The sequence below is a fragment of the Pseudomonas alcaligenes genome, assembly GCF_014490745.1.
Taxonomy (GTDB): Bacteria; Pseudomonadota; Gammaproteobacteria; order Pseudomonadales; family Pseudomonadaceae; genus Aquipseudomonas; species Aquipseudomonas alcaligenes_C.
In genome coordinates this window covers 3,169,270-3,190,703 of sequence record NZ_LZEU01000001.1, presented here as the reverse complement: position 1 = coordinate 3,190,703, position 21,434 = coordinate 3,169,270, and the positions used below count along the sequence as shown (strand labels likewise).

The window sequence follows — 21,434 nt, the reverse complement described above, 5'->3', positions numbered from 1 at the left end:
CCAAGAGCCCAAGCCCGCCATGCGTATCAAAGTCCACTGCCAGAACCGCGTTGGCATCCTGCGCGACATCCTCGAACTGCTGGTCGACTACGGCATCAACGTCGCCCGTGGCGAAGTCGGCGGCGAGCAGGGCAACGCCATCTACCTGCACTGCCCGAACCTGATCAACCTGCAGTTTCAGGCCCTGCGCCCGAAGCTGGAAGCCATCGGCGGGGTGTTCGGGGTCAAGCGCGTCGGCCTGATGCCCAGCGAGCGCCGCCACCTGGAACTCAACGCGCTGCTCGGCGCCCTGGATTTCCCGGTGCTGTCCATCGACATGGGTGGCTCGATAGTCGCGGCCAACCGCAGCGCCGCCCAGCTGCTCGGTGTGCGCGTCGACGAGGTGCCGGGCATGGCGCTGTCGCGCTATATCGACGATTTCGACCTGCCCGAGCTGGTGCGCGCCAACAAGTCGCGGGTCAACGGCCTGCGGGTGAAAGTGAAGGGCGATATCTTCCTCGCCGACATCGCCCCGCTGCAGTCCGAGCACGATGAAAGCGAGGCGCTGGCTGGCGCAGTGCTCACCCTGCACCGCGCCGACCGGGTCGGCGAGCGCATCTACCATGTGCGCAAGCAGGAGCTGCGCGGCTTCGACTCGATCTTCCAGAGCTCGAAAGTGATGGCCGCCGTGGTGCGCGAGGCGCGGCGCATGGCGCCGCTGGATGCACCGCTGCTGATCGAGGGCGAGACCGGCACCGGCAAGGAGCTGCTGGCCCGTGCCTGCCACCTGGCCAGCCCGCGCGGCCAGGCGCCGTTCATGGCGCTCAATTGCGCCGGGTTGCCGGAATCGATGGCCGAGACCGAGCTGTTCGGCTACGGCCCCGGTGCTTTTGAGGGCGCGCGCCCGGAAGGCAAGCTCGGCCTGCTGGAGCTGACCGCCGGCGGCACCTTGTTCCTCGACGGCGTCGGCGAGATGAGCCCGCGCCTGCAGGCCAAGCTGCTGCGCTTTCTGCAGGATGGCTGCTTCCGCCGCGTAGGCAGCGACGAGGAGGTGTACCTGGACGTGCGGGTGATCTGCGCCACCCAGGTCGATCTGTCCGAGCTGTGCAGCCGGGGCGAGTTCCGCCAGGATCTGTTTCACCGCCTCAACGTGCTGTCCTTGCATATCCCGCCGCTGCGCGAGTGCCTGGACGGCCTCGGCCCGCTGGTCGAGCACTTCCTCGATTCGGCCAGCCGGCAGATCGGCTGCCCGCTGCCCAAGCTGGCGCCCAAGGCTTTCGAGCGGCTCGGCCAGTACCACTGGCCAGGCAATGTGCGCCAGCTGGAGAACGCCCTGTTCCAGGCGGTGTCGCTGTGCGAGGGCGGGGTGGTCAAGGTCGAGCATATCCGCCTGCCGGACTACGGCGCGCCGCAGCCGCTCGGCGAGTTCTCCCTCGACGGTGACCTGGACGCCATCCTCGGCCGCTTCGAGAAGGCCGTGCTGGAGCGCCTGTACGCCGAGCATCCGAGCAGCCGCCTGCTGGGCAAGCGCCTCGGCGTGTCGCACACCACCATTGCCAACAAGCTGCGCCAGCATGGCCTGGGCAAGGAGTAGAGGGGCGCGCTTACGACCTTGGTGTAATGGCTGAGTGGCTGGCGCAGGGGTAAAAAGTCAGGCGTCCGGCTCCTGCGATGCCTGGACTGCGTTTCTGACATTCCTTCCCCGGAATGATTTGGCGGCGACCTTCGGGTCGCCATTTTTTTGCCCGCAAAAAATGGCTGCGACAATGGTCGTAGAGCGGTAAGACCATGGTCGAATGGCCCTGCAAAAGGCCTGGGGATACAAAAGGCGCCATACAAGAACAACTCCTCGCCGAGGTATGAACCATGAGTGCCGCTTCCCTGTATCCCGTCCGCCCTGAGGCTGCCGCCCACACCCTGACCGATGAGGCCACCTACAAGGCCATGTATCAGCAGTCGGTGATCAACCCCGACGGTTTCTGGCGCGAACAGGCCAAGCGTATCGACTGGATCAAGCCGTTCAGCAAGGTCAAGCAGACCTCCTTCGACGACCACCATGTCGACATCAAGTGGTTCGCCGACGGCACCCTCAATCTCTCCGCCAACTGCCTGGATCGTCACCTGGAAACCCGCGGCGACCAGGTCGCGATCATCTGGGAAGGCGACGACCCGAGCGAGCACTGCGAAATCACCTACCGCCAGCTGCACGAGCAGGTGTGCAAGTTCGCCAACGCCCTGCGCGGCCAGGACGTGCACCGCGGCGACGTGGTGACCATCTACATGCCGATGATTCCGGAAGCGGCGGTGGCCATGCTGGCCTGTGCGCGCATCGGCGCCATCCACTCGGTGGTGTTCGGCGGTTTCTCGCCGGAGGCCCTGGCCGGGCGCATCATCGACTGCAAGTCGAAGGTGGTGATCACCGCCGACGAAGGCGTGCGTGCCGGCAAGAAGGTGCCGCTCAAGACCAATGTCGACGACGCGCTGACCAACCCGGAAACCAGCAGCGTGCAGAAGATCATCGTGGTCAAGCGCACCGGTGCCGAGATCAAGTGGAACCAGCACCGCGACATCTGGTACGAGGATCTGATGAAGGTGGCGGGCAGCACCTGTGCGCCGAAGGAAATGGGCGCCGAGGAGCCGCTGTTCATCCTCTATACGTCGGGCAGTACCGGCAAACCCAAGGGCGTGCTGCACACCACCGGCGGCTACCTGGTGTACGCCGCGCTGACCCATGAGCGGGTGTTCGACTACCGCCCGGGCGAGGTCTTCTGGTGCACCGCCGACATCGGCTGGGTCACCGGCCACACCTACCTGATCTACGGCCCGCTGGCCAACGGCGCCACCACCCTGATGTTCGAGGGCGTGCCGAACTACCCGGACATCACCCGCGTCGCCAAGATCATCGACAAGCACAAGGTCAACATCCTCTATACGGCGCCGACCGCGATCCGCGCCATGATGGCCGAGGGCAAGGCCGCGGTGGCCGGTGCCGACGGCTCCAGCCTGCGCCTGCTCGGCTCGGTGGGCGAGCCGATCAACCCGGAAGCCTGGCACTGGTACTACGAGAACGTCGGCCAGGGCCGCTGCCCGATCGTCGACACCTGGTGGCAGACCGAAACCGGCGCCTGCCTGATGACCCCGCTGCCAGGTGCCCACCCGATGAAGCCGGGCTCCGCCGCGCGGCCGTTCTTTGGCGTGCAGCCGGCGCTGGTGGACAACCTCGGCAACATCCTCGAGGGCGCCACCGAAGGAAACCTGGTGATCATCGACTCCTGGCCGGGCCAGGCGCGTACCCTGTACGGCGACCACGACCGCTTCGTCGACACCTACTTCAAGACCTTCCGCGGCATGTACTTCACCGGCGACGGCGCGCGCCGCGACGAGGATGGCTACTGGTGGATCACCGGGCGCGTGGATGACGTGCTCAACGTCTCCGGCCACCGCATGGGTACCGCCGAGATCGAGAGCGCCATGGTCGCCCACGCCAAAGTCGCCGAAGCAGCGGTGGTCGGTGTGCCGCACGACATCAAGGGGCAGGGCATCTATGTCTACGTGACCCTGAATGCCGGCGTGGAGGCTTCCGAGCAGCTGCGCCTGGAACTGAAGAACTGGGTGCGCAAGGAGATCGGCCCGATCGCCTCGCCGGATGTCATCCAGTGGGCTCCGGGGCTACCGAAGACCCGCTCGGGCAAGATCATGCGCCGCATCCTGCGCAAGATCGCCACCGGCGAATACGATTCGCTGGGCGATATCTCCACGCTGGCCGACCCTGGCGTGGTGCAACACCTCATCGATACCCACCGCACCATGCAGGTCGCCTGACCCGGCGTCCCCGCAGGTACACCCAGCCCCGGCCACAAGCCGGGGCTTTTTTATGGCCATGTCCCAATAGTGTGTGCGTCCTCTGATTAACACGCTGTCCGTGCTGCCGAATCCAGAGACAGGGCGCGGAGATGCAACCCGTACCGGTGGCGCAGCCTTTTTTATGGCATGAGGGAAAACCTTGCGTCCGGCCTGGTGCGATGAATATCGGCATTACCGCGCCCGTAACACGGCGGCGTAACACCACTGCGCCATTTCGGGGTGAGGGGAAACGGCAGGCACCGGAAGAGGGCGGGGCGGCACCCCGGGAAAAACTCTGCTCGAAGCCTCAGGGCCTAGTGCTGCAAGGGTGGCGAGAAAAGTGGCGTGGTTATTGCCTTGGTACTGGGTTGCCGCTTTCTGTCTTGCTGGTCATGTTTGGTGCGACCTGTCAAGGCGTGTTCCCGGGCTGTTCAGCCGTTCTGTAATTTGTTGTCGCTTTCAGGAAATATCGACCTTCCCCCTCTCGCTAGAATGCCGCCCACCTGGCCGGCCCTCTTGCCAGCCCATTGCGGGCGGCAAAGATGGTGACACTTCCTACAATTCACCCACGGCCCTGGCGAACGCACTCTGCCAAACGCTGCACCCTATCGAAGGAGTCACAAGATGAAGAAGATCGTACTTCTCGGCGCCCTGGCGCTCTCTGTATTCGGCGGCCTGGTTCAGGCAGATGAAAAGCCCCTGCGCATCGGCATCGAGGCGGCTTACCCACCGTTCGCCTACAAGCAACCCGACGGCAGCATCACCGGCTTCGACTACGACATCGGCAACGCCCTGTGTGCAGAGATGAAGGTCAAGTGTCAGTGGATCGAGCAGGAATTCGACGGCCTGATCCCGGCTCTGAAAGTGCGCAAGTTCGACGCCGTGCTGTCGTCCATGTCGATCACCGACGAGCGCAAGAAGTCGGTGGACTTCACCGCCAAGTACTACCACACCCCGGCCAAGCTGGCGATGAAGGCCGGTACCGTACTCAACGACCCGCTGGTCGACCTGAAAGGCAAGAAGGTCGGTGTGCAGCGCGCCTCCATCTATGACCGCTACGCCACCGAGGTCTTCGCCCCGGCTGGCGTGGAAGTGGTGCGTTACAGCTCGCAGAACGAGATCTTCCTCGACCTGACCGCAGGCCGTCTGGACGCCACCCTGGCTGACGTGGTCAACATCGACGACGGCTTCCTCAAGACCGACGCCGGCAAGGGCTTCGCCCTGGTAGGCCCGGACTACACCGAAGAGAAATACTTCGGCAACGGTGCCGGCATCGCCGTGCGCAAGGGTGACAAGGCTCTGGCCGACAAGATCAGCGCCGCCATCCTGGCCATCCGCGCCAACGGTAAATACAAGGAAGTGCAGGACAAGTACTTCCAGTTCAACGTCTACGGCGAGTAATCGCCGCCCGGCAAGAGTGGCGCAAACTTCCCGAAGTACGGTTTGCGCCACTTTTTCGTTGTAGCGGACGCTGCCCGCGTAACGCCTGAGGAATTCCGATCATGCTGAACGGCTACGGCTCGACCATTCTCGATGGTGCCTGGCTTACTCTGTTGCTGGCGCTGTGCTCCATGGCCATGGCGGTCGTTCTGGGCTTGCTCGGTGCAGCATTCCGGCTGTCGCCCATGCGCTGGCTGGCGCTGCTGGGCGAGACCTATGCCACGGTGATCCGCGGCATTCCCGATCTGGTGCTGATCCTGCTGATCTTCTACGGCGGCCAGGACATGCTCAACCGCATCGCGCCGATGCTGGGTTACGAGGACTACATCGACCTCAACCCGTTCGCCGCCGGTGTCGGTACCCTGGGCTTCATCTACGGTGCCTACCTGTCGGAAACCTTCCGCGGTGCCTTCATGGCCATCCCCAAGGGGCAGGGCGAGGCCGGCGCGGCCTACGGCATGAGCGGCCTGCAGGTGTTCTTCCGCATCCTGGTGCCGCAGATGATCCGCCTGGCGATTCCCGGTTTCACCAACAACTGGCTGGTGATGACCAAGGCCACCGCGCTGATTTCCGTGGTCGGTCTGCAAGACATGATGTTCAAGGCCAAGAGCGCCGCCGATGCGACGCGTGAGCCGTTCACCTTCTTCCTCGCTGTGGCCGGGCTGTACCTGGTGCTGACCACGGTGTCGCTGCTGGCCCTGCGTTTCCTTGAGAAGCGCTATTCCACCGGCATCAAAGCCGCTGAACTGTAAGCGAGAGGGCGCCAACGTGATCTTCGACTACAACGTGATCTGGGACAGTCTGCCGCTGTACTTCGGCGGGGTACTGGTGACCCTCAAGCTGCTGGCCATTTCCCTGGCCCTGGGCCTGGTGGCGGCGGTGCCGCTGGCGCTGATGCGCGTATCCAAGCAGGCCGCGATCAACTTCCCGGCCTGGCTATACACCTACGTGATCCGCGGCACGCCGATGCTGGTGCAGCTGTTCCTGATCTACTACGGCCTGGCCCAGTTCGAGGTGGTGCGCAACAGCGCGCTGTGGCCGCTGCTGTCCGATGCGACCTTCTGCGCCTGCCTGGCGTTTGCCGTCAACACCAGCGCCTATACCGCGGAAATCCTCGCCGGCAGCATCAAGGCTACGCCTTACGGCGAGATCGAGGCGGCCAAGGCCATCGGCATGTCGCGCTACAAACTGTACTACCGCATCCTGCTGCCGTCGGCCCTGCGCCGGGCACTGCCGCAGTACAGCAACGAAGTGATCATGATGCTGCATACCACCAGCCTGGCGTCGATCGTCACCCTGATCGACATCACCGGCGCGGCCAAGACCGTCAACTCGCAGTTCTACCTGCCGTTCGAGGCCTATATCACCGCCGGCCTGTTCTACCTGTGCCTGACCTTCATCATGGTGCGCCTGTTCAAGCGCGCCGAGCGCCGCTGGCTGGCCTACCTGGCCCCGCGCAAGGCCTGACCGTTCCTACCGCATTCGCATACGAGAGCCGAGACCATGTACAAGCTTGAAGTCCAGGATCTGCACAAACGCTACGGCGACCACGAAGTGCTCAAGGGCGTGTCCCTGGCCGCCAAGGCCGGCGACGTGATCAGCATCATCGGCTCGTCGGGCTCGGGCAAGAGCACCTTCCTGCGCTGCATCAACATGCTCGAACAGCCCTGGAGCGGCAAGATCCTGCTCAATGGCGAAGAGCTCAAGCTGGTGAAGAACAAGGAAGGCTCGCTCAAGGCCGCCGATCCCAAGCAGCTGCAGCGCATGCGCTCGCGTCTGGCCATGGTGTTCCAGCACTTCAACCTGTGGTCGCACATGAGCGCCCTGGAAAACGTCATCGAAGCACCGGTGCACGTGCTCGGCGTGCCGAAGAAGGAAGCCATCGAAAAGGCCGAGTACTACCTGGCCAAGGTTGGCGTGGCCCATCGCAAGGGTGCCTACCCGGCGCACATGAGTGGCGGCGAGCAGCAGCGCGTGGCCATCGCCCGTGCCCTGGCGGTGGAGCCGGAAGTCATGCTGTTCGACGAGCCGACCTCGGCCCTCGACCCCGAGCTGGTCGGCGAAGTGCTCAAGGTGATGAAGGATCTGGCCCTGGAAGGTCGCACCATGGTGGTGGTGACCCACGAGATGGGCTTCGCCCGCGAGGTGTCCAACCAGCTGGTGTTCCTGCACAAGGGTCTGGTGGAAGAGACCGGCTGCCCGAAAGAGGTGCTGGCCAACCCGCAGTCCGAGCGGCTCAAACAGTTCCTTTCCGGTAGCCTGAAGTAAGCACTAGACTGCCAACATGACTGCGACTGCCCACTGCATCGGTTTCCTGATCTGGCCGCACACCCGGCCCATGACCCTGGCTCTGGCCGAGGAAGCCCTGCGCGTGGCGCAGCGGGTGCATCCGGAGGTGCGTTACGAGCTGCGCTTCCTCCAGGCCGAAGCTGCGGACGCGGCCGACTGGCGTCTGCCGGGTGAGGCCTGGACGGGGCGCCTGGACGGTTGCCAGAAGCTGTTTCTGCTTGCCGACGAGCCACCGGCGGCGGTGGCGCCTGCCCTTGGTGCGGCGCTCAAGCAACTGGTGCGCAGTGGCTGCCAGGTCGGCGGCCTGTCCGCCGGGGTCTATCCGCTGGCCCAGCTCGGCCTGCTCGATGGCTATCGCGCCGCCGTGCACTGGCGCTGGCAGGACGACTTCGCCGAGCGTTTTCCCAAGGTCATCGCCACCAGCCATCTGTTCGACTGGGATCGCGATCGCCTGACCGCCTGTGGCGGCCTGGCCGTGCTCGATCTGCTGCTGGCGGTGCTGGCCCGTGACCATGGCGCCGAGCTGGCTGGCGCGGTGAGCGAGGAGCTGGTGGTCGAGCGCATCCGTGAAGGTGGCGAGCGCCAGCGCATTCCGCTGCAGAACCGCATCGGCTCCAGCCATCCCAAGCTGACCCAGGCCGTGCTGCTGATGGAAGCCAACATCGAAGAGCCGCTGACCACCGACGAGATCGCCCAGCACGTGTGCGTGTCGCGGCGTCAGCTGGAGCGCATCTTCAAGCAGTATCTCAATCGTGTGCCCAGCCAGTACTACCTGGAGCTGCGCCTGAACAAGGCGCGCCAGCTGCTGATGCAGACCAGCAAGTCGATCATCCAGATCGGCCTGTCCTGCGGTTTCTCCTCGGGGCCGCATTTCTCCAGTGCCTACCGCAACTTCTTCGGCGCCACCCCGCGCGAGGATCGCAACCAGCGGCGCAGTGCCAGTCCGTTCGAGATCGCGCCGGCGGCTGCAGAGCGCGGGTAACCAGCCTGCCTTCGGGCTATCGTGCCGCTGCTGTTTATCTCAGTGTTCGATTCTTCTGTTTCGCCCTGCTGGGCGGGTTCCTTCTTGCAGTCGCTCGGCTGGCCGGCCCCGCCAAAAGGAGCCAAAAACGCTTGCCTCGCCATTCGGCCCTACGCTTCGCTCCGGAATCGTTCGCCCCTGAAGGGGCGTTTGGCGCTGCCAGAAGGTAGGCGCTTGAGTCTCAACCTTGCGCCGTTCTGTTGCATTACTGGATCCCCGCCTGCGCGGGGATGGCGGAAGTGGGGGTAGGACTTTTCTTTTTCACCTCGTCATTCCCGCGCAGGCGGGAATCCAGATGCACCTCTTCAGGCAGCGCGGAGCCCGAGTCCCCGCCAGTGGGCCGAAGCGGAGTAACAGCCGCAGGCTGGTCCGAAGGGCGAGCGCAGCGAGTCAAAGTATGGTGCCGTACCGGGCGCAGTCTGTAGCCGGGTGCCGAGGAAGGCGTTGCGCTCAGGCTATTGAGTGCGGGGTGCTGGTCTGGGGTAGCGAAATGCCCCGATCCCCCCGCACAGCGTTTAAACTGCGCAATTCCGGTGCTTTCTGTCGCTTTGCCGAAAGCCCAGGAAATTCGCGGGTTGCCGCTGTAAGAAGTTGTCGCATGGCGGCAATGCGACCCCGCCAGCAGTCCCTACAATCTTTTCATCACCTGCCATTTTGTGCGGTGTGCCTTTATCAGGAGAGCCTCGATGTCCGTTCAGCACGATCCGGTGCAACGCGCCGATTTCGACCAGGTCATGGTCCCCAACTACGCTCCCGCCGCCTTCGTGCCGGTGCGCGGTCAGGGTTCGCGAGTCTGGGATCAGACCGGCCGAGAGTTGCTCGACTTCGCCGGCGGCATCGCGGTCAACGCCCTCGGCCATTGCCATCCGGCACTGGTGGCGGCGCTGACCGAGCAGGCCAACACCTTGTGGCACATCTCCAACGTGTTCACCAACGAGCCGACCCTGCGTCTGGCGCACAAGCTGGTGGACGCCACCTTCGCCGACCGCGTGTTCTTCTGCAACTCCGGGGCCGAGGCCAACGAGGCCGCCTTCAAGCTGGCCCGCCGGGTTGCCTTCGACAAGTATGGTGCGGACAAGTGCGAGATCATCTCTGCCACCAACAGCTTCCACGGTCGCACCCTGTTCACCGTCAGCGTCGGTGGCCAGCCCAAGTATTCCGACGGCTTCGGCCCGAAGATCCAGGGCATCAGCCATGTGCCGTACAACGACATCGAAGCGCTGAAGGCGGCGGTATCGGACAAGACCTGCGCCGTGGTGCTGGAGCCGATCCAGGGCGAGGGCGGCGTACTGCCGGCCGACCTGGCTTACCTGCAAGCGGCCCGTGAGCTGTGCGACAAGCACAACGCGCTGCTGATCTTCGACGAAGTGCAGACCGGCATGGGCCGTACCGGCGAACTGTTCGCCTACATGCACTACGGCGTGACCCCGGACATCCTCTCCAGCGCCAAGAGCCTGGGCGGTGGTTTCCCGATCGGCGCCATGCTCACCACCACCGAGCTGGCCAAGCACCTGGCGGTCGGCACCCACGGCACTACCTACGGCGGCAACCCGCTGGCCTGTGCGGTGGCCGAGGCGGTGATGGACGTGGTCAACACCCCTGAGGTGCTGAATGGCGTCAAGGCCAAGAGCGAGCGGTTCAAGGCGCGTCTGCGCGCCATCGGCGAAAAATACGGCGTGTTCAGCGAAGTCCGTGGCCTGGGCCTGCTGATCGGCTGTGTGCTGTCCGATGCCTGGAAAGGCAAGGCCAAGACCGTGCTCGACGCTGCGGCGGTTGAGGGCGTGATGGTGCTGCAGGCCAGCCCGGACGTGGTGCGTTTCGCCCCGAGCCTGGTGGTCGAGGATGCCGATATCGAAGAGGGCCTGGCCCGTTTCGAGCGCGCGCTGGCCAAGCTGGTCAACGCCTGAGGCATCGAGCAAGACGGCGGCGCCGGGAAGCGCCGCCGGGTTTTCTCAGGATGAGCGATTCCATGCGTGATCGGGCTGCGGCCCGGTCTTTCTCCAGGGGGCCGAGTGCGCCTTTTGGAGCTTTTATTCGACGGGCGCCCAGTGGTGGGGCGCTGTTCTGGAAAGGAGTAACGCCATGCTGGTGATGCGCCCCGCGCAATTGTCCGACCTTGCCGATGTGCAGCGTCTGGCTGCGGACAGCCCGGTGGGCGTCACTTCGCTGCCGGATGATGCCGGTCGCCTGAGTGACAAGATCCAGGCGTCCGAGGCGTCGTTTGCCGCCGAGGTCAGCTTCAACGGCGAGGAGAGCTATTTCTTCGTCCTCGAAGACAGCAGCAGCGGCCAGCTGGTCGGCTGTTCCGCCATCGTCGCCTCGGCCGGTTATTCCGAGCCGTTCTACAGCTTCCGCAACGAAACCTTCGTGCATGCCTCGCGCTCGCTGTCGATCCACAACAAGATCCACGTTCTGTCGCTGTGCCACGACCTCACCGGCAACAGCCTGTTGACCAGTTTCTACGTCAAGCCGGAGCTGGTGGACTCGGTGTTCGCCGAGCTCAACTCGCGCGGCCGCCTGCTGTTCATGGCCGGCCAGCCGGAGCGTTTCGCCGATGCGGTGGTGGTGGAGATAGTCGGCTACAGCGACGAGCAGGGCGACTCGCCATTCTGGGACGCGGTCGGGCGCAACTTCTTCGACATGAACTACACCGAGGCCGAGCGCCTGTGCGGGCTGAAGAGCCGCACCTTCCTCGCCGAGCTGATGCCGCATTACCCGATCTATGTGCCGCTGCTGCCGGACACGGCCCAGGAGGCCATGGGCCAGGTGCATCCGCGGGCGCAGATCACCTTCGACATCCTGATGCGCGAAGGCTTCGAGACCGACCACTACATCGACATCTTCGACGGCGGCCCGACCCTGCATGCGCGCACCTCGGGCATTCGCTCGATTGCCCAGAGCCGCATGGTGCCGGTACGTATCGGTGAACCGAGCAAGGGCGGGCGCCAGTACCTGGTGAGCAATGGCCAGTTGCAGGACTTCCGCGCGATCGTCGCCGAGCTCGACTGGGTGCCGGGCAAGCCCGTGACCCTGAGTGCCGAGGCAGCCGAGGCACTGGGTGTAGGTGAGGGCGCCAGCGTTCGGCTGGTGGCGGTTTGATGCTGTAACCCTGTGCCCGTCGGTGCAGGTGGCCCGCAGGGCCGGATGAGGGAACTCCCTCACCCCCGGCCCCTTTCCCGGAAGGAGAGGGGCGAGAATTCTGGAGGCAATATGATCGTTCGTCCCGTCCGTAGCAGCGACCTGTCGGCGCTGATCGACCTGGCCCGCAGTACCGGCACCGGCCTGACCACCCTGCCGGCCAACGAGGAGCGCCTGGCGCACCGGGTCGGCTGGGCGGAAAAAGCCTTCCGCGGCGAGGCCGAGCGCGCCGATGCCGATTATCTGTTCGTGCTCGAGGACGACGACGGCAAGGTCGTCGGCATCTCCGCCGTGGCCGGCGCCGTCGGCCTGCGCGAGCCCTGGTACAACTACCGGGTCGGTCTGACCGTCAGTGCCTCGCAGGAACTGAAGATCCACCGCGAGATCCCCACCCTGTTCCTGGCCAACGACATGACCGGCAACTCCGAGCTGTGCTCGCTGTTCCTGCATGCCGACTATCGCACCGGCCTCAACGGCCGCCTGCTGTCGAAGGCGCGCTTCCTGTTCATCGCCGAATTCCGCGAGCTGTTCGGCGACAAGGTGATCGCCGAGATGCGTGGCATGTCCGATGCCGCCGGCCGTTCGCCGTTCTGGGAAAGCCTGGGGCGGCACTTCTTCAAGATGGAATTCAGCCAGGCCGACTACCTCACCGGGGTCGGCAACAAGGCCTTCATCGCCGAGCTGATGCCCAAGTTCCCGCTCTATACCTGCTTCCTCTCCGAGGAGGCGCGCGCCGTCATCGGTCGCGTCCACCCGGACACCGAGCCGGCGCTGGCCATGCTCAAGGGCGAGGGCTTCAGCTACCAGGGCTATGTCGACATCTTCGACGCCGGCCCGGCCATCGAAGTGGCCACCGACAAGATCCGCGCGGTGCAAGCCAGCCAGACCCTGGTGCTGGCCGTGGGCACCCCGGGCGATGATGCCACTCCCTATCTGATCCACAACCGCAAGCGCGAAGACTGCCGCATCACCGCCGCCCCGGCGCGTGCCGCCGCCGGCACCCTGGTGGTCGACGCGCCAACCGCTAAACGCCTGCAGCTGAATGCCGGTGCCCAGGTGCGAGCCGTGCCGCTGTCGGCCAAGGAGCCCCAATAATGACCACTCATTTCATCGCCGGTAGCTGGCAGCCTGGCCAGGGCGAGGCTTTCGATTCGCTCAATCCGGTGACTCAGGAATCCGTGTGGAGTGGCTGTGGCGCCAGTGCCGCGCAGGTCGAGCAGGCCGTTGCCGCTGCCCGCGCGGCCTTTCCGGCCTGGGCCCGGCGCCCGCTGGAAGAGCGCATTGCCGTGCTCGAGCAGTTCGCTGCCACCCTCAAGGCGCACGGCGATGAGCTGGCCCGCACCATCGGTGAGGAAACCGGCAAGCCGCTGTGGGAGTCCGCCACCGAGGTGACCAGCATGGTCAACAAGGTCGCCATCTCCGTGCAGAGCTATCGCGAGCGTACCGGCATCAAGAGCGGCCCGCTGGCCGACGCCACCGCCGTACTGCGCCACAAGCCGCATGGCGTGGTCGCCGTGTTCGGTCCCTACAACTTCCCCGGCCACCTGCCCAACGGCCACATCGTGCCGGCACTGCTGGCCGGCAACGCGGTGGTGTTCAAGCCCAGCGAGCTGACCCCCAAGGTTGCCGAGCTGACCGTGAAATGCTGGATCGAGGCCGGCCTGCCGGCTGGCGTGCTCAATCTGGTGCAGGGCGCCCGCGAAACCGGCGTGGCCCTGGCCGCCAGTGCCGGCATCGACGGCCTGTTCTTCACCGGCTCCAGCCGCACCGGCAACCTGCTGCACAGCCAGTTCGCCGGCCGCCCGGACAAGATCCTGGCGCTGGAGATGGGCGGCAACAACCCGCTGGTGGTTGACCAGGTCGCCGATGTCGACGCCGCCGTGTACACCATCATCCAGTCCGCCTTCATCTCTGCCGGCCAGCGCTGCACCTGCGCCCGGCGCCTGCTGGTGCCCGCCGGCGCCTGGGGCGATGCCCTGCTGGCGCGCCTGGTGGCGGTGGCCTCGACCATCAAGGTCGGCGCCTTCGACGAGCAGCCGGCGCCGTTCATGGGCTCGGTCATTTCGCTGCAGGCTGCCGAGCACCTGCTCAAGGCCCAGCGCCATCTGGTCGACAAGGGCGCTCAGGTGCTGCTGGAGATGATCCAGCCGGTAGCAACGGCCGCGTTGCTGACTCCGGGCATCCTCGATGTCACTGCGGTTGCCGAGCGCATCGACGAAGAGTTCTTCGGTCCGCTGCTGCAGGTGATCCGCTACGCCGATTTCGACGCTGCCATCGCCGAGGCCAACGCCACCCAGTACGGCCTGGCCGCCGGCCTGCTGTCGGATAGCGCCGAGCGTTACCAGCAGTTCCTGATCGAGAGTCGCGCCGGCATCGTCAACTGGAACAAGCAGCTGACTGGCGCCGCCAGCAGCGCGCCGTTCGGCGGTGTGGGTGCCTCCGGCAACCACCGCGCCAGTGCCTACTACGCGGCCGACTACTGCGCCTATCCGGTCGCCTCGCTGGAAAGTGAAACCCTGAGCCTGCCCGCCACCCTGACCCCGGGAGTGAGTCTGTGATGTCCGCCTATGAAATGAACTTTGACGGCCTGGTTGGCCCGACCCACAACTACGGCGGTCTGTCCTACGGCAACGTGGCGTCGCAGAGCAACAGCCAGGCGGCTTCCAACCCGAAGGAAGCGGCCAAGCAGGGCCTGGGCAAGATGAAGGCGCTGATGGATCTGGGCTTCAAGCAGGGCGTGTTCGCCCCGCAGGAGCGCCAGGATGTCGCCGCCCTGCGCAGTCTCGGCTTTGCCGGCACCGATGCGCAGGTGATCGCCCAGGCGGCCAAGGAGGCCATGCCGTTGCTGGCCGCCTGCAGCTCGGCCTCCAGCATGTGGACGGCCAACTCCTGCACCGTCAGCCCGAGTGCCGACACCGCCGACGGCCGCGTGCACTTCACCGCCGCCAACCTCAACTGCAAGTTCCACCGCAGTATCGAGCACCCGACTACCAGTCGCGTGCTGCGCGCGATGTTCAACAACGAGCAGCACTTCGCCCACCACGCGGCGCTGCCGGCGGTCGGCCAGTTCGGTGACGAGGGCGCGGCCAACCACACGCGTTTCTGCAAGGGGTATGGCGATGCCGGCGTGGAGTTCTTCGTCTACGGCCGCAGCGCCTTCGATGCCCGCTACCCGGTGCCGCAGCGCTACCCGGCGCGGCAGACCCTGGAAGCCAGCCAGGCGGTGGCTCGCCTGCATGGCCTGAGCGAGGCGGGCGTGGTCTACGCCCAGCAGAATCCGGCGGTGATCGACCAGGGCGTGTTCCACAACGACGTGATCGCGGTGGGCAACGGCGAGGTGCTGTTCTATCACCAGGACGCCTTCCTCGACACCGACAAGGTGCTGGCCGAGCTGGGCGACAAGCTGGGTCGCCGTGGCGGCAACTTCCAGGCCGTCTGTGTTCCGGGTGATGCGGTCAGTGTCGACGATGCGGTGCGTTCCTACCTGTTCAACAGCCAGCTGCTGACCCGCGCCGATGGCAGCATGCTGCTGATCGTGCCGGAGGAATGCCGCAACAACGCCAACGTCTGGGCCTACCTGCAGCAACTGACCAGCGGCAGCGGGCCGATCCGCGAGGTCAAGGTGTTCGACCTCAAGCAGAGCATGCAGAACGGCGGCGGCCCGGCCTGCCTGCGCCTGCGCGTGGCGCTCAAGGAGCAGGAACTGGCGGCGGTCAATCCCGGAGTGGTGATGACCCCGGCTCTGTACGACACTCTTACTGCCTGGGTCGACAAGCATTACCGTGATCGCCTGGCAGAAAGCGACCTGGCCGACCCGCAATTGCTGATCGAATGCCGCACGGCATTGGATGAACTGACGCAGATCCTTAAACTGGGCGCGGTTTACCCCTTCCAATTGGCTTGATGAGTACTGCAACCATGTCTGACGCCCTGCAACTGATCCTCGAAGATACCGACGGCACCCAGCTGGAGACCTCCTGCACCCGCTTTGCCGTGATCTGGCAGGGCAAGGAAGTGTGGATCCAGCAGGCCGGCAACGGTCAGCTGCTGATCGGCGTGGACGTGGAGGAGGGTGATACCGAGTACGCCAACCTGCTGCTGCGCCCGCTGGCCACCAACCTGGTCAGCCTGCAGCTGGAGATGGAAGCGGCTGACGCCGATGATGAAGAGGAAGGCCACGTCCACGGCCCGGACTGCAACCACTAAGGAAGTCTCCTGCCATGCTCGCCCTCGGCAAACTGCTTGAACTGACCCTGGCCGGCCGTGAGCCGACCGAGAAGATTCAGCTGACCCGCGAGGGCGCGCGCCTGCACTGGCTGGCCCAGGGCGCACTGGAAGTGACGCCGGCGGCCAGCGAGGACAGCGGCCTCGACCTGCTGCTGTCGGCAGGTATCCATGGCAATGAAACCGCGCCGATCGAACTGCTCGACCGCCTGCTGCAGGGCATTGCCTCCGGCCAGCTGATCCCGCGGGCACGCATCCTGTTCCTGCTCGGCAATCCCGAGGCGATCCGTCGCGGCGAGCGCTACATCGAGCAGGACATCAACCGCCTGTTCAGTGGGCGGCATGAGCAGAGCAGTGGCTTCGAAGCGCTGCGTGCCAACGAGCTGGAGCGTCTGGCTGCAGCTTTTTTCAGCAGGGCCGGGCGCGAGCGCCTGCACTATGACCTGCACACGGCGATTCGCGGCTCGAAGATCGAGCAGTTCGCCCTCTATCCCTACGCCGAAGGGCGCGAGCACTCCGCCCGCGAGCTGGCCCGTCTGCGTGCCGCGGGCATCGAGGCGGTGCTGCTGCAGCAGAAGGTCGGCATCACCTTCAGTTCCTACACCTATGCCCACCTGGGTGCCGAGGCCTTTACCCTGGAGCTGGGCAAGGCGCGGCCGTTCGGGCAGAACCAGGCGGTCAACCTCGACCTGCTGGAGAAGCGTCTGCGCGAGGTGATCGAGCAGTGCGAGCCGGCCGATGCCGACCTCGACGGCCTGCAGCTGTTCAGCGTGGCGCGCGAAGTGATCAAGCACAGCGAAGCGTTCAAGCTGCACCTGCCCAGCGATGTCGAGAACTTCAGCGAACTGCCGGTCGGCTACCTGCTGGCCGAGGACATCGCCGGCACCCGCTGGCTGGTGGAGGAGCAGGGCGCACGCATCATCTTCCCCAATCCCAAGGTCAAGAACGGCCTGCGCGCCGGCATTCTGATCGTCCCCACCAGCCTCTGAGGCTGTCCCTGAGGCCCTCCGGCATGAACGCCAGAGGCCTCGATAGTCGTTTTCTATCCAAATTCCCCGTAAACGGGCTGTCCCTGTCGCGCAGGGCCGATATAATGCGGCCCTTTGCCGGCTTTTGCCGTGGCCGCCGTTTGCCTGGATGAAATAGATGAAAAGCGCAGAAATCCGTGAAGCCTTCCTCCGCTTCTTCGAAGAGAAGGGGCACACCCGCGTCGCCTCCAGTTCGCTGATCCCGGCGAACGACCCGACCCTGCTGTTCACCAACGCCGGCATGAACCAGTTCAAGGACTGCTTCCTCGGCTTGGAAAAGCGCGCCTACACCCGCGCCACCACCAGCCAGAAGTGCGTGCGTGCCGGTGGCAAGCACAACGACCTGGAAAACGTCGGCTACACCGCGCGCCACCACACCTTCTTCGAGATGCTGGGTAACTTCAGCTTCGGCGACTACTTCAAGCGCGACGCCATTACCTACGCTTGGGAATTCCTGACCAGCGACAAGTGGCTGAACCTGCCGAAGGAGAAGCTCTGGGTCACCGTCTACGCCACCGACGACGAGGCCTACGACATCTGGCACAAGGAAGTCGGCATCCCGGCCGAGCGCATGATCCGCATCGGCGACAACAAGGGCGCGCCGTACGCTTCCGACAACTTCTGGGCGATGGGCGATACCGGCCCGTGCGGCCCGTGCACCGAGATCTTCTTCGATCACGGCGAGCACATCTGGGGCGGCCCACCCGGCTCGCCGGAAGAAGACGGCGACCGCTACATCGAGATCTGGAACAACGTGTTCATGCAGTTCAACCGCACCGCGGACGGCGTGCTGCACCCGCTGCCGGCGCCGAGCGTGGACACCGGCATGGGCCTGGAGCGCATCAGCGCCGTGCTGCAGCACGTCAACTCGAACTACGAGATCGACCTGTTCCAGAGCCTGCTCAATGCTGCGGCCAAGGCCATCGGCTGCGCCAACGAAGGCCAGGCTTCGCTGAAGGTGGTGGCTGACCACATCCGTTCCTGCGGTTTCCTGATCGCCGACGGCGTGACCCCGTCCAACGAGGGCCGCGGCTACGTGCTGCGCCGCATCGTCCGTCGCGCCTGCCGTCACGGCAACAAGCTGGGCGCCAAGGGCAGCTTCTTCTACCAGATCGTTGCCGCCCTGGTGGCCGAGATGGGCGAGGCCTTCCCCGAGCTGAAACAGCAGCAGGCGCACATCGAGCGCGTGCTGAAGACCGAAGAAGAGCAGTTCGCCAAGACTCTGGAGCAGGGCCTGAAGATCCTCGAGCAGGATCTGGCCGAGCTGAAAGGCAGCGTCATCCCTGGCGACGTGGTGTTCAAGCTGTATGACACCTACGGCTTCCCGGTCGACCTGACCGGCGACATCGCCCGCGAGCGCGAGCTGACCCTCGACGAGGAAGGCTTCGAGCGCGAGATGGAAGCCCAGCGCGAGCGCGCCCGCTCCGCCAGCGCCTTCGGCATGGACTACAACAGCCTGGTCAAGGTCGATAGCGACACCGTGTTCCTCGGCTACGAGGGCACCACTGGCAGCGGCAAGGTCATTGCTCTGTTCAAGGCCGGTGCAGCCGTCGACAGCCTGGGCGAAGGCGAGGAGGGCGTGATTGTCCTCGACCGTACGCCGTTCTATGCCGAGTCCGGCGGCCAGGTCGGCGACAGTGGCTATCTGTCTGCGGCCGGCGTGCGTTTCGATGTGCGCGACACCACCAAGGCCGGTGGCGCCTTCCTGCATCACGGCATCGTCGCCCTGGGCGGGATCAAGGTCGGTGCCGAGCTGCAGGCCGAGGTCGACGCCTCGGTGCGCCAGGCCACTGCACTGAACCACTCCGCTACCCACCTGCTGCACGCAGCGCTGCGCCAGGTGCTGGGTGAGCACGTGCAGCAGAAGGGCTCGCTGGTCGACAGCCAGCGTCTGCGCTTTGACTTCAGCCACTTCGAGGCGATCAAGCCCGAGCAGCTGAAGGCCCTGGAAGAACTGGTCAACGCCGAGATCCGCAAGAACTCCGCAGTCGAGACCGAAGAGACCGATATCGAGACCGCCAAGGCCAAGGGCGCCATGGCGCTGTTCGGCGAGAAGTATGGCGACGACGTGCGCGTGCTGACCATGGGCGGCGGCTTCTCCGTCGAACTGTGCGGCGGTACTCACGTCTCGCGCACCGGCGACATCGGTCTGTTCAAGATCACCAGCGAAGGCGGTGTGGCCGCTGGTGTACGCCGTATCGAAGGCGTCACCGGCGCCGCGGCGCTGGCCTGGCTGAATGGCGCGGAAGAGCAGCTGAAAGAAGCCGCTGCGCTGGTCAAGGGCAGTCGCGACAACGTGCTGGACAAACTGTCTGGCCTGATCGAGCGCAACCGCCAGCTGGAAAAAGAGCTGGAGCAGCTCAAGGCCAAGGCCGCCAGTGCCGCCGGCAACGACCTGGCCGGCTCGGCCGTGGACGTCAAAGGCATCAAGGTGCTGGCTTCGCGTCTCGACGGCCTGGACGGCAAGGCCCTGCTGGCCATGGTTGACCAGTTGAAGAACAAGCTCGGCAGTGCAGTGATCCTGCTCGGCGGCGTGCAGGACGACAAGGTCGTGCTGGTTGCCGGCGTGACCCAGGATCTGACCGCCAAGCTCAAGGCCGGCGACCTGATGCGTCAGGCTGCGGCAGCCGTGGGCGGCAAGGGCGGTGGTCGCCCGGACATGGCCCAGGGTGGCGGCGTGGATGCCGGCAAGCTGGACGAAGCGTTGGCCCTGGCCGTGACCTTTGCCGAACAAGGTCTGTAAATCAGCGATACCCAAGGCTTGCAGCGCGTCCGGCGAGCCTTGGCAGTGTGACCCGATGCGGGTCTAATGGGCGCCCTTGAGGAATCAGGCGGCTTTTTGACATGGCTTTGATCGTACAGAAGTTTGGGGGCACCTCCGTCGGCACCGTCGAGCGTATTCAGCAGGTGGCCGAGAAGGTTAAGAAATTCCGCGAGAAGGGTGATGACATTGTCGTCGTGGTTTCCGCCATGAGTGGCGAGACCAACCGTCTGATCGAACTGGCCAAGCAGGTCAGCGACGGCCAGCCGGTACCGCGTGAGCTGGATGTGATGGTATCCACTGGCGAGCAGGTGACCATTGCCCTGCTGGCCATGGCCCTGATCAAGCTGGATGTACCGGCCGTTTCCTATACCGGCAACCAGGTGCGCATCCTCACCGACAATTCCCACACCAAGGCGCGCATCCTGCAGATCGACGACGCCAAGATCCGTGCCGACCTCAAGGCTGGGCGCGTGGTGGTAGTTGCCGGCTTCCAGGGTGTGGACGAGCAGGGCAACATCACCACCCTCGGTCGCGGTGGTTCCGACACCACCGGCGTGGCCCTGGCCGCGGCGCTGAAGGCCGACGAGTGCCAGATCTACACCGACGTCGACGGCGTCTACACCACTGACCCGCGTGTGGTGGCCAAGGCCCAGCGCCTGGACAAGATCACCTTCGAGGAAATGCTGGAAATGGCCAGCCTCGGCTCAAAGGTGCTGCAAATCCGCTCGGTGGAGTTCGCCGGCAAGTACAACGTCCCGCTGCGCGTGCTGCACAGCTTCCAGGAGGGTCCGGGCACCCTCATTACCCTTGATGAAGAGGAATCCATGGAACAGCCGATCATCTCCGGCATCGCCTTCAACCGCGACGAAGCCAAGCTGACCATCCGTGGCGTACCGGATATTCCCGGCGTGGCCTTCAAGATCCTCGGCCCGATCAGCGCCGCCAATATCGAAGTGGACATGATCGTGCAGAACGTCGCGCACGATAACACCACCGATTTCACCTTCACCGTGCACCGCAACGATTACCAGAACGCCATGGGCGTACTGGAAAACACCGCGCGCGAGCTGGGCGCCCGTGAAGTGATCGGCGACACCAACATCGCCAAGGTCTCCATCGTCGGCGTCGGCATGCGTTCCCACGCAGGTGTTGCCAGCCGCATGTTCGAGGCCCTGGCCAAGGAGACCATCAATATCCAGATGATCTCCACCTCGGAGATCAAGGTCTCCGTGGTCATCGAAGAGAAGTACCTGGAACTGGCTGTGCGCGCCCTGCACACGGCCTTCGATCTGGATGCTCCGGCCCGACAGGGCGAGTAACCACGACCAGAAAGGCGCGGCTAGTCCGCGCCTTTGCTTTTTTGATCGGTATGGCGGAACTTTCCTTTTGTCCGTGCTGGTCAATACTTGGGTGAAGGTTCTGACTTGATACGGGTTGGGGCTGCCACCATTTTCTTTTTTGCAGACTGTTGTCCTGAACTGAAATCCGTAAGGAGAAAGGAATGCTGATTCTGACTCGCCGGGTCGGAGAGACCCTGATGGTGGGTGATGACGTCACTGTCACCGTGTTGGGCGTGAAAGGTAATCAGGTGCGCATTGGCGTCAATGCACCCAAGGAAGTTGCTGTGCATCGCGAGGAGATTTACCAGCGCATCCAGAAAGAGAAGGGTGACGAACCAAGCCACTAATTTTTATCGAAATTTTGTCTT

General features: G+C 64.7%; 17 protein-coding genes. All 17 read left to right on the top strand.

The annotated features are described in order from the left end of the window. The first annotated feature begins 19 nt into the window (after nucleotides 1–19). The 17 genes from A9179_RS14460 to csrA all read left to right on the top strand — a co-directional run bounded on the left by A9179_RS14460 (nucleotide 20) and on the right by csrA (nucleotide 21,413). Entirely contained in the window at nucleotides 20–1,573 is a 1,554-nt protein-coding gene (locus A9179_RS14460; protein ID WP_187806914.1) for a sigma-54-dependent transcriptional regulator, read from the top strand. 272 nt (nucleotides 1,574–1,845) lie between these two features. Further along, nucleotides 1,846–3,801, top strand: a complete 1,956-nt coding sequence (gene acs / locus A9179_RS14455; RefSeq protein WP_187806913.1) for an acetate--CoA ligase — start codon at nucleotides 1,846–1,848, stop codon at nucleotides 3,799–3,801. Between the two features lie 645 nt (nucleotides 3,802–4,446). Continuing rightward, nucleotides 4,447–5,223, top strand: coding sequence for an ABC transporter substrate-binding protein (locus A9179_RS14450; protein WP_187806912.1), 777 nt, complete (start codon nucleotides 4,447–4,449; stop codon nucleotides 5,221–5,223). A 101-nt stretch (nucleotides 5,224–5,324) separates the two neighbouring features. Continuing rightward, nucleotides 5,325–6,014, top strand: a complete 690-nt coding sequence (locus A9179_RS14445; protein WP_187806911.1) for an ABC transporter permease — start codon at nucleotides 5,325–5,327, stop codon at nucleotides 6,012–6,014. A gap of 16 nt (nucleotides 6,015–6,030) precedes the next feature. Beyond that, on the top strand, nucleotides 6,031–6,729 hold the full coding sequence (locus A9179_RS14440; RefSeq protein ID WP_187806910.1) for an ABC transporter permease: 699 nt from the start codon (nucleotides 6,031–6,033) through the stop codon (nucleotides 6,727–6,729). Nucleotides 6,730–6,765: 36 nt separating this feature from the next. Then, on the top strand, nucleotides 6,766–7,530 hold the full coding sequence (locus A9179_RS14435; RefSeq protein ID WP_187806909.1) for an ABC transporter ATP-binding protein: 765 nt from the start codon (nucleotides 6,766–6,768) through the stop codon (nucleotides 7,528–7,530). Nucleotides 7,531–7,546: 16 nt separating this feature from the next. After that, nucleotides 7,547–8,533, top strand: a complete 987-nt coding sequence (gene argR / locus A9179_RS14430) for a transcriptional regulator ArgR (RefSeq protein ID WP_187806908.1) — start codon at nucleotides 7,547–7,549, stop codon at nucleotides 8,531–8,533. A 725-nt stretch (nucleotides 8,534–9,258) separates the two neighbouring features. Then, nucleotides 9,259–10,479 (top strand): aspartate aminotransferase family protein, encoded by a 1,221-nt coding sequence (locus A9179_RS14425; protein WP_187806907.1) that lies wholly within the window; start codon nucleotides 9,259–9,261, stop codon nucleotides 10,477–10,479. A gap of 175 nt (nucleotides 10,480–10,654) precedes the next feature. Next, nucleotides 10,655–11,671, top strand: coding sequence for an arginine/ornithine succinyltransferase subunit alpha (aruF, locus tag A9179_RS14420; RefSeq protein WP_187806906.1), 1,017 nt, complete (start codon nucleotides 10,655–10,657; stop codon nucleotides 11,669–11,671). A gap of 111 nt (nucleotides 11,672–11,782) precedes the next feature. Further along, nucleotides 11,783–12,805, top strand: a complete 1,023-nt coding sequence (astA, locus tag A9179_RS14415; protein ID WP_187806905.1) for an arginine N-succinyltransferase — start codon at nucleotides 11,783–11,785, stop codon at nucleotides 12,803–12,805. Beyond that, nucleotides 12,802–14,268, top strand: coding sequence for a succinylglutamate-semialdehyde dehydrogenase (astD, locus tag A9179_RS14410; protein WP_187808598.1), 1,467 nt, complete (start codon nucleotides 12,802–12,804; stop codon nucleotides 14,266–14,268). The genes astA and astD overlap by 4 nt, the downstream gene beginning before the upstream one ends. Continuing rightward, the gene (gene astB / locus A9179_RS14405; protein WP_187806904.1) at nucleotides 14,268–15,614 is read left to right on the top strand and encodes an N-succinylarginine dihydrolase; all 1,347 of its coding nucleotides are present in this window, start codon (nucleotides 14,268–14,270) and stop codon (nucleotides 15,612–15,614) included. Before astD ends, astB begins: the two co-directional genes overlap by 1 nt. 14 nt (nucleotides 15,615–15,628) lie before the next feature. Next, entirely contained in the window at nucleotides 15,629–15,916 is a 288-nt protein-coding gene (locus A9179_RS14400; protein WP_187806903.1) for a topoisomerase II, read from the top strand. A 14-nt stretch (nucleotides 15,917–15,930) separates the two neighbouring features. Next, nucleotides 15,931–16,923 carry a succinylglutamate desuccinylase gene (astE, locus tag A9179_RS14395; protein WP_187806902.1) on the top strand — a complete coding sequence of 331 codons (993 nt, stop codon included), beginning with the start codon at nucleotides 15,931–15,933 and terminating at the stop codon, nucleotides 16,921–16,923. A 157-nt stretch (nucleotides 16,924–17,080) separates the two neighbouring features. Then, complete coding sequence (gene alaS / locus A9179_RS14390; protein ID WP_187806901.1) at nucleotides 17,081–19,705, top strand: alanine--tRNA ligase; 2,625 nt, start codon at nucleotides 17,081–17,083, stop codon at nucleotides 19,703–19,705. Nucleotides 19,706–19,806: 101 nt separating this feature from the next. Continuing rightward, nucleotides 19,807–21,045 (top strand): aspartate kinase, encoded by a 1,239-nt coding sequence (locus A9179_RS14385; RefSeq protein WP_187806900.1) that lies wholly within the window; start codon nucleotides 19,807–19,809, stop codon nucleotides 21,043–21,045. Between the two features lie 182 nt (nucleotides 21,046–21,227). Further along, a complete protein-coding gene (gene csrA / locus A9179_RS14380) occupies nucleotides 21,228–21,413 on the top strand; it encodes a carbon storage regulator CsrA (protein ID WP_003244478.1) in 186 nt (61 codons plus the stop codon). Nucleotides 21,414–21,434 lie beyond the last annotated feature (21 nt).